At 72.4% G+C, this 12,324-nt stretch carries 12 protein-coding genes; 3 read left to right on the top strand and 9 right to left on the bottom strand.

All coding sequences use genetic code 11. From position 1 onward, the window contains the following. Positions 1–276 precede the first annotated feature (276 nt). Complete coding sequence (locus tag MKK54_RS16935) at positions 277–477, bottom strand: hypothetical protein (protein ID WP_244012363.1); 201 nt, start codon at positions 475–477, stop codon at positions 277–279. Further along, a complete protein-coding gene (locus tag MKK54_RS16930) occupies positions 474–1,553 on the bottom strand; it encodes a hydantoinase/oxoprolinase family protein (protein ID WP_244012362.1) in 1,080 nt (359 codons plus the stop codon). Before MKK54_RS16930 ends, MKK54_RS16935 begins: the two co-directional genes overlap by 4 nt. A gap of 29 nt (positions 1,554–1,582) precedes the next feature. Here MKK54_RS16930 and MKK54_RS16925 point away from each other — a divergent pair, with 29 nt between their 5' ends. After that, positions 1,583–2,284 carry a HisA/HisF-related TIM barrel protein gene (locus MKK54_RS16925; RefSeq protein WP_244012361.1) on the top strand — a complete coding sequence of 234 codons (702 nt, stop codon included), beginning with the start codon at positions 1,583–1,585 and terminating at the stop codon, positions 2,282–2,284. A 136-nt stretch (positions 2,285–2,420) separates the two neighbouring features. Here the strand turns inward: MKK54_RS16925 and fae are convergent, their stop codons facing one another. The 7 genes from fae to MKK54_RS16890 form a co-directional block, all read right to left on the bottom strand. Next, entirely contained in the window at positions 2,421–2,933 is a 513-nt protein-coding gene (gene fae, locus MKK54_RS16920) for a formaldehyde-activating enzyme (RefSeq protein WP_056220318.1), read from the bottom strand. Between the two features lie 247 nt (positions 2,934–3,180). Next, the gene (locus MKK54_RS16915) at positions 3,181–4,035 is read right to left on the bottom strand and encodes a triphosphoribosyl-dephospho-CoA synthase (RefSeq protein ID WP_244012360.1); all 855 of its coding nucleotides are present in this window, start codon (positions 4,033–4,035) and stop codon (positions 3,181–3,183) included. After that, the gene (locus tag MKK54_RS16910) at positions 4,032–4,943 is read right to left on the bottom strand and encodes a RimK family alpha-L-glutamate ligase (RefSeq protein WP_244012359.1); all 912 of its coding nucleotides are present in this window, start codon (positions 4,941–4,943) and stop codon (positions 4,032–4,034) included. Before MKK54_RS16910 ends, MKK54_RS16915 begins: the two co-directional genes overlap by 4 nt. A gap of 188 nt (positions 4,944–5,131) precedes the next feature. Next, positions 5,132–6,118, bottom strand: a complete 987-nt coding sequence (mch, locus tag MKK54_RS16905; protein ID WP_244012358.1) for a methenyltetrahydromethanopterin cyclohydrolase — start codon at positions 6,116–6,118, stop codon at positions 5,132–5,134. Beyond that, positions 6,115–7,182, bottom strand: coding sequence for an ATP-grasp domain-containing protein (locus MKK54_RS16900; RefSeq protein ID WP_313898394.1), 1,068 nt, complete (start codon positions 7,180–7,182; stop codon positions 6,115–6,117). The genes mch and MKK54_RS16900 overlap by 4 nt, the downstream gene beginning before the upstream one ends. A gap of 101 nt (positions 7,183–7,283) precedes the next feature. Continuing rightward, positions 7,284–8,177, bottom strand: a complete 894-nt coding sequence (locus MKK54_RS16895) for an NAD(P)-dependent methylenetetrahydromethanopterin dehydrogenase (protein ID WP_244012357.1) — start codon at positions 8,175–8,177, stop codon at positions 7,284–7,286. Positions 8,178–8,325: 148 nt separating this feature from the next. Continuing rightward, on the bottom strand, positions 8,326–9,318 hold the full coding sequence (locus MKK54_RS16890; protein WP_244012373.1) for a beta-ribofuranosylaminobenzene 5'-phosphate synthase family protein: 993 nt from the start codon (positions 9,316–9,318) through the stop codon (positions 8,326–8,328). A gap of 274 nt (positions 9,319–9,592) precedes the next feature. Between MKK54_RS16890 and MKK54_RS16885 the strand changes: the two genes are divergently transcribed. Together MKK54_RS16885 and MKK54_RS16880 are read left to right on the top strand one after the other, a co-directional pair. Beyond that, entirely contained in the window at positions 9,593–10,672 is a 1,080-nt protein-coding gene (locus tag MKK54_RS16885; RefSeq protein WP_244012356.1) for a formyltransferase, read from the top strand. Further along, complete coding sequence (locus tag MKK54_RS16880; protein ID WP_244012355.1) at positions 10,666–12,309, top strand: formylmethanofuran dehydrogenase subunit A; 1,644 nt, start codon at positions 10,666–10,668, stop codon at positions 12,307–12,309. Before MKK54_RS16885 ends, MKK54_RS16880 begins: the two co-directional genes overlap by 7 nt. The last annotated feature ends 15 nt before the right edge of the window (positions 12,310–12,324 follow it).

Genomic DNA, 12,324 nt, shown 5'->3' with positions numbered 1-12,324 from the left:
AGCCCGACGGCCCAGTTCTGCGACACTCAAGTGATCAGCTATGTAGGCCATGTCCGCCTCCCAGAGACAGGACACAGACCCTAACAACCTCACAGACCAGCGGCATCCCCAGACGAGTCAATCAGACGGATTTGGTATCACACAATCTACACCCCATTCCGGTCTTGGCTCATGCTCTGCCAAGTTGCCTGGAAGCGGACCTTCCGAGGTCTTGAAAAGGATCGAACTCCGATATCGCTCGGAAGGCCGGCGCACGAGCGCCGGCCCGTCTCGGTCTTACGCCGCCGAGGGCGGCTCGTGGTCCTCCGGCTCCTCCGGCGAGTTCAGGATGTCCTCCAACTCGTCTACCAGCATGTCGATCTGATCCGAGGTGGCGAGCACCTTCAGGGTCTGTCCGGACTCGGTGGCCAGGGCCAGTTCGATCCCGCCGCCGGAGCGCGTGGCGAGGATGCGGGCGAGTTTCTGCGTCGTGCTCATGCGAAGTCTCCGAAAGCTCGGGATGGATCGGCGGCCAGCAGCGCCACGGCCACCGCCGGGCCGCAGGTCGAGGCCCAGTCGGCCCCGGCCTCGGCGAGGTCGCCGGCGATGAGGTCCGTGAGCGCAAGGGCGGGCCGGCCGAGGCGCGCCGCCAGGCGCGTCGCCAGGAAGCGGCCGGCTCCGCAGACCACGAGGGGCGCGTCGGCCGCGATGTCGGGCCGTGAGAGCAGCAGGGCGGCGGCGTCGTGCAGCATCCGCAGCTGGCATTCCGCGAAATGGGCTGCCAGCGCCCGCCACTCGGCGGGGCTGCCCTCGCCGTGGTCGCGGCCGATGATGCGCGCGAGCCGGGTCTCGCTCTCGGGGATCGACTTGCCCTTGAGGTCGACGCTGTGCTGCTGGTCGGCGCCGTCGGGCAGGTCGCCCAGGATGCGGTGGATATCGGCGGCGGTGGCGAAGGTCTCGGCCATCAGCCGGGTGCGCCGGCCCCGGAACGGCGCGTGGTCGCCGAGCGCCACGAGGTGCGAGCGCACCACGCCGGTATAGACGAGTTCGCCCGTCTCCAGCCGCTCGGCGTCGCTGTACCCGGTCGCGGCGGGCGCACCCGCCACGATGGGAATCAGGTCGGCGGTGGTGGAGCCGATATCGACGAGGAGCGCGTTCGCGACGTGGCGCCCGACCAGCGCCGCCGTGGCGTGCCAGTTGGCCGAGGCGATGTCGGCGGCGTGGGCCGGCGCGGCGGCGGGATCGAGTAGGCCGGCGCGACCGCCGTAGATCCGGACCGTGCCGGGCAGCGTCCGGGCGGCCCAGCCGGCGAGTTGCGTCACGCCGTCCTGCCGGTCGGCGAAGCAATCGGTGAGCTCGCCCGTCATGGTGACGACGTGGTCCGCCGCGCTGCGCGCCCATTCGGGGAGCGCCGAGACGGTTTCGTCGAGGGCGGGTAGTCCGCGCCAGAGGCGGCAGGGCGCCTGGATCACGGCCTCGACCCGGCCGCCCCGGACCAGGGCGGCCTTGACATGGACCCCGCCGAGATCCCAGCCGATCACGGGCCTGTCGGGGAAGACGCAGTCTGATGTCACGAGCGGCCCTGAGCGCGGGAGAAAGCCGGATGGCGGACGAATTCGAGATCATCCCGGTGATCGATCTGCGCCACGGAGCCGTGGTGCGGGCGCGGGCCGGGGACCGCGCTTCCTATGCCCCGATCGTCACGCCCTTGGCAAAGGGGTCGGCGCCCGGAGACGTGGCGCGCGGCCTCCTGGCGGCGGTGCCGGCCCGCATCCTCTACGTGGCCGACCTGGACGCGATCATCGACGGAAAGCCGCCCGATCACGCGAGCCTGCGGGCCATCGCGGCGGCGTGTCCTGGTGTCGTCCTGTGGGTCGATGCGGGGTTCACGGATTCCGCCGGGCTCGACGCTTTTCTCGCCGAGGGATCGGGCCTCGCCGAGGGATCGGGGCGCCCGGTGCTCGGCAGCGAGAGCCAGGCGGACGAGGCCCTCGTGCGGCGCTATCGCGAGCGGGCGGTCTTCTCCCTCGACACGCGCGGGGACGAGCGCCTCGGGCCGGCCGCCCTGCACGCGGAGGCGGACCACTGGCCGCGCGACGTGATCGTGATGACCCTCGGGCGGGTCGGCGTCGCGGCCGGTCCCGATCTCGACCGACTCGCGGCCGTGGCGGCCATGCGGGCTGGGCTCCGGCTCTATGCGGCCGGCGGCGTGCGGAACTGGGCCGATGTCGAGGCCCTGCGGCGGCAGGGCGTCGCCGGGGCGCTGGTCGCCTCGGCGATCCACGACGGCTCGCTCCGGCGCTGACGGGCCCATGAACGAGGAAGGGCGGCCCGAAGGCCGCCCCGTGTTGTGATCATCGTCCGAGGAAGATGGAAGCCAGTCGCTGGAGCAGGCCCCGCGGTGCGGGCGGAGGCACGCTCTGCCCAGGACTGTCCCCGATCTAAGCGTTCGACGCGAAGGGGTGCGAAGCCGAGTTGCGCTGCTCGGTGACGACAGCGGCGGTGGGCTCGCCCTTGACGGCGCGCTCGATGGAGAGCTTGACGGCGTCGTAGTTGTACTTCTGGATCTTGGCGTCGTCGGCGGCTTCCCAGTGAATGAACACGCCGACCAGGATGAACAGGTCGTCGGCCTCATCGGCGGGGATCGTGCCCTCGGCAACGCAATCCTGCACGGCCTTGGCGACGCCGTGCTGGGCGGGGCCGAACATCTGGACGGCCTGACGGGCGTCGTTGATGGTGACCTTGTTGAACATCAGGGTGTTCGGCTTGCAGGGCAGGTTCGGCGCGATGACCGCGAGCAGGCTGGTGAAGCCGTGCTTGTTGTTCACGAGGCCGTTGCAGAAAGCGGCCTCGGCCGGCGAACCGCGCGGTCCGATGATGAGATCGATGTGGGCGACCTCGTTGCCATCGCCGACGAGGGCTTCGCCGACCAGAACCTTGTTGATCTTCGCCATGTGGGGTTTCTCCCAGAGTCTTGAAAAGACGTGACCGCCCCCGAGCTATGGGCGCGGCCGGCAGCTATCCTTGTTCACGGCGTCCAGCCCATCGAGGGACCGGACCGGTTAGCCCGGATCGCGGCGCGGACCCTACTCTGGGGCCTTGCCGGGAACAACCCTGTGTGGGGGCCGGAGCCTGGCAATTTATTCATCGTCGGCCGGAACATTGGCTTGAGGTGAAGAAACAGGGTTTCGGCCGCCATTCCTAAGTCCGTTCGGAGGACGCGCCGAGGAGGCGGGCGAGGAACAGCGTGGCGACCGTGAAATCGGCGCTGGTGCCGGGATTGAGGCCCCTGGCCTTCCAGTCGCGGTCGCACGCCAGCAGGGCCGTGACGGGCCGCTGCGTGAGATCGAGGGCGAGGAGCGCCTCCGCCTCGACCCGCAGGGCCTCCGCCCGCTCGGGGCCGTGCTTGCGCGCCACGTGGCTGTCCGGCACCCGCGCGAGATAGGCGAGGAACACGGCCGTGGTGCGCCAGGGTGTCTCGAGGCCCTGCGCCCGCGCCAGGGCCGGCAGCCCGATCGTGAACAGGTCGTCGAAGCCCGTGACGTAGGCCCGCGCGATGGCGTCGCGCGGGGCGGCTTCCGCCATCGCGGCGGCGAGCGAGGCGGGGGCTTGCGAATCGGTGACGTCGTGCCGCGCGGCCTTGCCGAGGCCGCCCGGATTCGCGCGTCGGATCGCCGCGAACACGTCGGCCGCGTCGTCCGCGTCGAACCCGTCGAGGATGCGGTGGAGCGCGTCGCGCAAGGCGCCGCCCGTCTCCGCCGCCGCCGCCAGGGGGGCACAGAGAAGCAGGATGCCGAGATTCGTGTTCTGGCCGACACCGGACATGGTCGCCTCGACGGCCCGCAGCACCCGCCGCCCCACGGATGCGCCGGCCTCGGCGAGCGCCGGCGCCGAGATGTCGGCGCTCGCGACGAAATCCGCCACCGCCATGCGGTGGCCGTCGGCGAAGGCGTGGACGTTGCCGGGCTTCAGGGCGTCGAGTTCGTCGAGGCAGCTCGCCCGGTAGGCCGCGGCGATCCAGCCGGGATCGAGGCCGCTCATCCGAAAGCCGCTCATCCCGAGGCCGAGACGAGGCGGGGCGGCCGCGCCGCCCGCACCGCGTTGAGGAAGCCGCGCGCCACGGCGAGCGCGATGTCGACCTCGGTCACCCGCTGCAGGCCCGACCAGGCCGGCATCGAGTTCACCTCCAGGACGAGATACCCGCCCTCCCCGTCCTCGACGAGGTCGACGCCCGTATAGTCGACGCCGACGGCCGCCGCCGCGGCTTCCGCGAGTTCGGCGGCGGCGTCGGGCATCGCCCAGGGCAGCGGACGGCCCCCGCGATGGACGTTGGTGATCCAGCCGTCGCCCTCGCGGATCATGCCCGCGATGGCGCGGCCCTCGCAGACGAAGACCCGGTAGTCGCGCCAGAGCCCGTCGTTCCGCGCGATGTAGCGCTGGAGATAGTAGACGCGCGACACCGCCTCCTCGTCGGGCAGGTCCTCGGGGCGCGCGATGAGCTGCAAGCCTTCGCCCTGCGAGCCGAACAGCGGCTTCAGCACCAGGGGCCGGCCGGGCCTCGCCTCGCGTTCCACCAGGGCGGCGGCGGCGGCACGCTGCGAGACCACGAAGGTGTCCGGGGTGGGCAGGCCGGCGCGGTCGATGAGCAGGCTCGTCATGGCCTTGTCGACCGAGCGCTCGATGGCGGTGGGTGAATTCCAGACCGTCGCGCCCGAGGCCACCAGCGCGTGCAGCACGCCGAGGCGCATCGTGGTCGCCTCGAAGGTGCCGCCCGCCACGGTGCGCAGAAGGACGCCGTCCGGCAGGGCGTCGAAGCCCGGCACGCGCAGGGGCTCGGCCCCGCCCGTCACCACGGCGACGTCGGCCAGCGAGAACAGCACCGGCTCGGCGCCGAGATGTTCGAGGGCGGCCTTCAGGCGCGCCTTGTGCCAGTTGCCGTTATCGGCCGCGAGCCCGATCCGCATTGTTCGCTACAAGCCTCGACGTGAATGCCTTCTCCCCTCTGGCGAGAAGGTGGCCCGCAGAGCGGGTCGGATGTGGGGACCGCGCCGGGTCCGGGAGCGGTGGCCCGCTCTCGCGGGGCTTCGTCCCGGCCGCGTCGCTCGGCGATCCCCCTCCCCGGCTCGGGGGGGAGGGGTCGTGCGCCGGAATCCTACCGGAACGAGGCTTCCACCAGTTCGGGCATCAGCCGGCCGCCGCGGAAACTCTTGCCCGTGGTGACGGAGGTCACGATGACCTCGGCCGGGCTGAAGAGCGCGCCGTCGATCTTGTAGAAGTCGCCGTTCACCCGGCCGAAGATGTCGGCGAAGGGCGCGCCGTGATCGGCCGAGGTCGTGGAGGGCAGCTGCTCGGCGAGCTGCCGGGCGTCGGCCTCGTCGGCCTCGACGTAGAGATGCACGCGGCCGCCATAGATGATGGCGTCGTTGGTGCGGCCCATGGCCTGGATGAAGTCCGGGTGCTGGGGCGAGAGCGGCGCGGAGCCGATGCCGTCGACGATTCTGTGGAGGTCGAAGCCCACCGTGTGGGCCTTGTGCAGGGCGACCTCCAGCACGCGGGCCACGACCTGGGTGGAGCCGGCGAGACTCTGGGTCGGGGCATAGATGAAGGTCAGCTGCTCGGGGCTGAGGCCCGTGGCCTCGGCCACCTTGGCGATGACGGAGGCCGGCGGGCCGCCGGCCGCCTCCAGCACCAGGGCGGTCTGGGTCGCGCTGTCCTTGTAGCCGAGCTCGCCGTAGAGGTCCTCCACCACCGCGACGGCGCGGCCGGGGCCGGAGCCGAGGGCGAAGAAGCCGGAATCCCCGGTCTCGTCGGCGAGCGACCAGCCCGCGTACTGGCTGCCGAGGCAGGCGATGACCGGGTCGGCGGCGTGGACGACCACCGAGTAGGGCCAGGAGGCGATCGGGCCGGACGGCGCGATCGAGACGGTGCCGAGGCCGCCGAGGCAGATCTCGGCGATGCGGCGCCCGGCCTCGATGGAGCCGCGCACGGTGGCGCCGGCATCGATCATGCGGGCGCCGTTCTCGGTGGTCACCGCGAGGCGCAGGGCCTCGGCATCGGCCACCAGCCGCTCCACCAGCGGGGCGGTCAGTGCGTTGACGCTCGGAAAGGGGCGGTTCGCGCCGCTCGGACTCGTGGTCATGGGTGTCCCTCCGTCAGGGCGGGCAGGGTCCGCAATTCGGCGGCCCGGCCTCGCAACATCGCTCTCGTGGCGGCCGAGTCCGGCCCTGTGGCGAACAGGGTGCACAGCGGCGCGTCGCGCGCCACCGTGGTGCCGGGTTTTGGGCGGTCGCGCACGAAGTCCGGCCAGTCGATCGGCGGCATCGGCGCGTAGCCGCTGGCCGCGTAGCAGATTTCGGTGGCCGCCGCATCCTCCGGTGACGCTTCGGGTTCGGACAGGTGGCCGAGGCTCGCCGCGATGTGCCGGGCCAGCAGGGGAGTCGGGCGCCGGTCGAGCACGTCGAGCGTCGCCCCGGGGCGCGGATTGATCTCGGTGAGCCACCAATCCGGGCCGTCCACGAGGCAATCGGCACTGGCGAGGCCGCGCAGGGCCGTCGCCGCCGCGAGGCGGGCGACGCCCTCGGTGACGGCCGCCAGCATCGGAGGCGCGAGGCAGGGGGGCTCGTGGCGCGCCCGCTCCAGGGCGCCGGCATAGCGGAAGGGCCGCAGGGGGGACGGCGCCCCCCATTGCTCGGTGACGCCCACCACCCGGATCGCGGCGCCGTCGGCCAGGAACGACAGGGAGACGGCCCGGCCCGGCACCCGGGCCTGGAAATAGGCGCCCAGCGGCGCGCGCCCTCCGGTCGCGGCGCGGATATGCGTGCCGCCCGAGCCCCCTGCCCGCTTCAGGAGCCACGCGGTCCGGTCGGCCACGGGCTCGCGGGTGACGGCCGGGTGCGGCACGCCGTGCGCCCGGCAGAGCTCGGCGAAGGCGAGCGGATCCTTCAGCAGGCCGACGCAATCCGGGCTCGCGCCGAGGAGCGTGAAGCGCGCGGCGATGGCCCGCATCAATCCGGGCGCGGCCTCGAAGCCGCTGCCGAGGACGATGCCGACGGGGTCGTCGGAGGCGTGCAACGCGAGGTCGCCGAGGTCGCGCAGGATGCCGCCCGTGAGCCCCAGGCCGAAGCGGCCCTCGGCCTGGCGGTATCCCTCCGCCAGCGCCCGCGTGTCGGCATCGCCGAACAGGTCGAGCACCAGCGGATGCAAGCCCGCCCGCCGCGCCGCCTGCGCGAGGGCGCGGCCGGATTGCGCGGCGATGAGGATGGATCGCCCGGGCCTTGGGGGCGCCGGCCTCGAAGGGGCGCCCGTCAGCCCGCCACCTCGACGGCCAGCGTGTAGGCGTCGCGGAAGTCGAGGCAGAGCGGCTCGTCGGCCTCGAGCATGCGGCGGAACAGGCGGGATTCGGTCTGGTACTTCACGTTGCCCACCGCGAGCGCGCCGATCCCGACACCCCGGCCGGTCGGCAGCGGCACGTCCACCGCGTTGACGTCGATGCCCGCGATGCCGGCGGGCGGCACGGCGTTGACGTCCGAGGCCACGAGGAGCTTCGGGGCGGATTCGAGATCCTCCGCCGTGAGGATCGGGATGCCGGCGGGGCCGGCGGAGAGGATGACATCGGCCTGCGCGATGGCGGCGCGCCGGGCGGCGGGCGTGGTGCCGTCCACGGCCTCGACCTCGACGCCGAAGCGCCAGCGCATGGTGTTGGCGATCTTGCTCACGCGCTCCTCGCCGTCATGGCCGACGATGACGGCCTTGGCGCCGTGCAGCGCGCCGATCACCGCCGCGACGTAGGCGACGACGCCGGCGCCGCCGAAGATCACGATGCGCTTGCCCTCGAGGCCGGTGTCGAACTTCGCCTTCAGGGCGCGCGTCACCTCGGCCACCATGGCCGCCCCGGTGGTGAACGAACCGGCGGGGTCGGCGAAGATGTGGTTGGCGAAGGGCGGCACCAGGGCCTTCTTGGCCCGGTCCACCATGTCGAGGGCGTCCTCGGCGTTCTTGCCGCCGATGAAGATGCCGGTGCGCACGCCGTCCTGCGGCGCGCGGGAGAAGATCGAATCCTGCACCAGCGAGGTCACGTCGGCGAGCGTGGCGCCCGTATAGGTGGCGATGGTCTCGAAGCCTGCATCCACCGCCATGTTCACGTCGAACGGGCTCATGTGCTTCAGGGGCGTGATCATGTGCAGGATCGAGCGGGCCATGGTCGGTCTCCCTTGCCGTCGTGGGCTTGTCGTTGTGGGCTGAGCGGTCTGCGTTCGGCCGTGCGACGCGGCCCGATCGTGCGCCGGGACGTCGAATTGTCAAAGCCGGTCCGGGCCGTCCGAAGCGCCGACGGTACCCGGATTTCCCTTAAAGGGCCGTGACCGACGCGCCGATGTTGCGTCCGCGCGCGATCAGGAACTTGAGCGGGCCCGGCCGTTCGAGGCCGGCGACGAGGGCCCGCGCCTCGGCCTCCGAGGGCACCAGGGCGAAGCCGGTCGGCCCCCACGAACTCTGGCCGTAGCCGGCGAGGCCCTGCGCGGCGATCGTCCCAAGGGCCTCCGCCACGGCGGGGCTGGCATAGCGCCCGCCCTGATGCGGGGCGAAATGGTCGCCGATCAGCTGCTGGATGCGGGTGATGCCGGCCCCGAATCCCTCCGCCTCGGCGGCGACGGTCGCCGGCAGCACCTGCATCAGCACGATGCGGCAGATCTCGGCGGCCTGGCTTTCCGGAAAGCGCGGCAGGTCGCGGAAGGCCGCGACCTCGCGGCTGCCGTGGACGCCGGTCATGCCGGTGTCGAGGATCAGCACCACGCGCCAGGCTTCCGGATAGGCCAGGCGCGCGATCACGGGGGGCGGATTGCCCTGCGGATCGCGGCCGCCATCGACGATGAGGCCGCCTTGGGTGAAGGCCGCGAGCCCGACCCCGGAGCGGTTGCCCCGGTCGAGGGCGTCGGCGAAATCCTCCGGCGCGAAGGGCCGGCCCGCGAGGCCGGCGAGCGCGGCCGCGACGCTGAGCGCCAGCTGCGTGCCCGAGCCGAAGCCCGCATGGGCCGGGATGGCCTCCTCGATGGTCAGGCGCGCCGCCCCGGCGATGCCGAGATGCCCGGCGGCGGCAAGGGCGTAGGCGGCCGCGCGGCGCGCTTCCGGCCCGGTCACGTCGAGGCGCTCGCCCGGCCGGGCGGTCAGGGTCACGGCGGGCGCGTCGAGGGCGAGGCCGATGCTGCCGAAGCGCCGCCCGAGGCCGCCATGCAGGTCGAGGAATCCGAAATGCAGGCGGGCCGGGGCGTGGACGCGAAGGCCCGCCGACGCGGAAGCTCCGCCCGGTTCGCGCGGGATCCGCGGCACGTCGATCCCTTCCATCGCGACACGTCCTTGTTCCACGCGGCCTCGTGCCCCGGATCGCCGGCTTCTCCCACGGAGCGCGGACCCGTCGCAAGCGCAACGGTCGAATCTCGCGAGGCGCCGTCACGGGGCCGATTCGCGCGACCCGATTCAAAGGGGTCGCCGGGGGGCTTGCCTGGGAGCCGGCACCGATGCAAACGTGCCGCCCCAACGACATGGACTGGCTCAGTCCCGCCGTGCGCGACGCCGAATACGGCGCGCGCCGGGCCCTCGATTTTCCAAGGTGCAACGCATGGCGGCCTGGGTGAAGGGTGGTGCGACGGATGCGGAGGCGGCGGTGGAGGCCGCCGCCACGCTCCTCGCCTCAGCGCGGAATGCCGTCCTGGCGGGCCTCTGCGCCGAGTTGAGCGCGGTGCGCGCGGCCTACCACCTCGCCGACGCGATCGGCGCTTCCGTCGATCCCGTCTCCGGCCCGAGCCTCTACGCCGAACTCGGTTCCCTGAGCCGCACCGGGGCGATGACCACGACCCCCGCCGAGGCCATCGGCCGGGCCGATGCCGTCCTCATCGTCGGCAACGCGCCCTGGGACCGCCCGATCGTCCAGGACATCGCCGACTCGCAGGCCTCGCGCGGGCGGGCCGCCGGGTCCGAGCGCACCATCCTCTCCCTCGGCGGGCCGCGCAACGGCGCCACGCGCCACGTGGCCTATCCGGCGGAAGCGGGCGGCCTTCCCGTCTCGATCGCGCACCTGCGCGCCTTCCTGAAGGGCAACCTCGCCGGTGAGGCGGCCTATGCCGACCTCGCCAGGCGCCTCGCGACCGCGCAGTATGGCGTCGTGCTCTACGACCCGGGCGAGATCGGCGAACTCGGCGTCGAGATGCTCCAGGGCATGATCAAGGACCTCAACGAGGTCACGCGCTTCTTCGGGCTGTCCCTGTCCGATCCGTTCCAGGGCCGGGCGCTCCTCCAACTCGCCGCCTGGACCACGGGGCAGGCGCCGCGCGTCGGCTTCGGCCGCCACGTGCCCGAGCACGATCCCTGGCGCTTCGACAGCGCCCGCCAGATCGCGGCCGGGGAGGCCGATGCCGCCCTGTGGCTCGCCTCCCTCCCCGCCCCCCGGCCCGACTGGCTCGGGACCCTGCCGAGCGTCGCCATCGTGGGCGTCGGTAGCCCCGAAGCCAGCGGCGACGTCGCCGACGTGGTCTTCGCGGTCGGCGTGCCCGGCGAGAGCGCGGGCGGCGTCCTCTGGGACGAGCGGCGCGCCGCGATCACCTTTTCCCCACCCGCCGGCCAGACGGCCGAGCTGAGCGCGGCCGGCATCCTGACCGCCATCCACGAACGCCTCACGCAGAAGAAGGCCGCCGCATGCTGATCCGGATTCACGGAGGCCGGGTCGTCGACCCGACGGCCGGCCGCGACGCGGTCGGTGAGGTCTGGATCGAGAACGGCCGGGTCGTCGCGGCCTCCGACCGGGCGCCCGACCGCAGCATCGACGCCACCGGCTGCGTGGTGATGGCGGGCGGCGTCGAGGTCCACTCGCACATCGCCGGCGGCAACGTGGTGATGAGCCGCCTGCTCCTGCCCGATCTCTATGCCAGCGAGGCCGCCCCCGAGGGCCACCCCTTCGCCCATGCGGGCGGCTCGGCCGCCTGGATCGGCGCCAACTACGCCCGGATGGGCTACACCCTGGCGGTGGAGCCGGCGATGCCGCCCGCCAACGCGCTGGCCACCCAGCTCGAACTCGCCGACATCCCGCTGCTCGATCGCGGCGCGCTGACGGTGATGGGCAACGACGACCATCTGCTCCAGCTGCTGCGCGAGCGCGAGGGCAAGGCGGCGGTGCGCGATCTGGTCGCCCTCTCGGTGGCGACCTCGCGCGGTCTGGGCGTCAAGTGCATCAACGCGGGCGGCGCCTCGGCCTTCAAGGACGGGATGCTGAAGCTCAGCCTCGACGACGAGATCCCGGTCTACGGCCTGTCCACGCGCAAGATCATGGGGGCGCTCCTCGACGCGGTCGAGGAGATCGGCGTGCCGCACCCGCTGCACGTCCACTGCAACAACCTCGGGATTCCGGGCGCCGACGATTCCTTCGTGGCGACCCTGGAGGCGGCCGAAGGCCGGCGCATCCACTTCGCGCACGCCCAGTTCTACGCCTACGGCGTCGCCGACCCGGAGAACCCGCTCACCGGCGGCTTCCGCTCGGCGGCCGAGCGCATCAGCGCGGCCATGGAGGCCCACCCCAACGCCACCTTCGACGTGGGCCAGGTCGCCTTCGGCCAGACCGTGACGATCTCGCTCGACATCCTGCGCCAGTTCGCCGGCCGAAAAGGCGCCAATCCGAAGAAGTGGATCCTCACCGCGGGCGACGCGGAGGGCGGCGGCGTGGTGCCGTTCCTGTACAAGCCGCGCGGCGCCGTCAGTTCGCTGCAATGGGCGATCGGCCTCGAGCTCATGCTGCTGGCCAAGGAGCCGGAGCGCACGATCCTGACCACCGACCACCCGAATGGCGGCCCGTTCACGGATTACCCGCGCATCATCCACTTCCTGATGGACAAGGAGGAGCGCGACCGCGAGATCGCGAGCCTGCACAAGGTCATCGCCGAGCGCTCCGGCCTCTGCGCCATCGAGCGCGAGTACGGCTTCTCGGAGATCGCCCAGCTCACCCGGTCCGGACCGGCCAAGCTCTTGGGTCTCACCGATCGCGGCCACCTGCGCGAAGGCGCGCGCGCCGACGTCGCGATCTACCGCGACGACAAGAACCGCACCGCCATGTTCGCCCGCGCCAAGCTCGTGCTCAAGGACGGCGAGACCATCGTGGAGGACGGCGAGGTCGTGGCCTGGCGCTCCGGCCGCACCCTTGAACTCGCCGTCGAGTCCGACAAGGCCATGGCGGCCCGCTCCGAGACCTACCTGCAGGACCGCTTCGGCACGGGCCTGAAGAGCTTCGCGGTGCCGGACGAAGCGTTCCCGAAGCCGGACGTGTTCGCGGAGGTCGCATGTCGGTCATGAGTGGCATGTCGACCT

It is taken from the genome of Methylobacterium sp. J-068 (assembly GCF_022829445.1).
GTDB lineage: Bacteria > Pseudomonadota > Alphaproteobacteria > Rhizobiales > Beijerinckiaceae > Methylobacterium.
The sequence above is the reverse complement of the archived record's forward strand: the minus strand, read 5'-3'. Positions and strand labels throughout refer to the sequence as shown.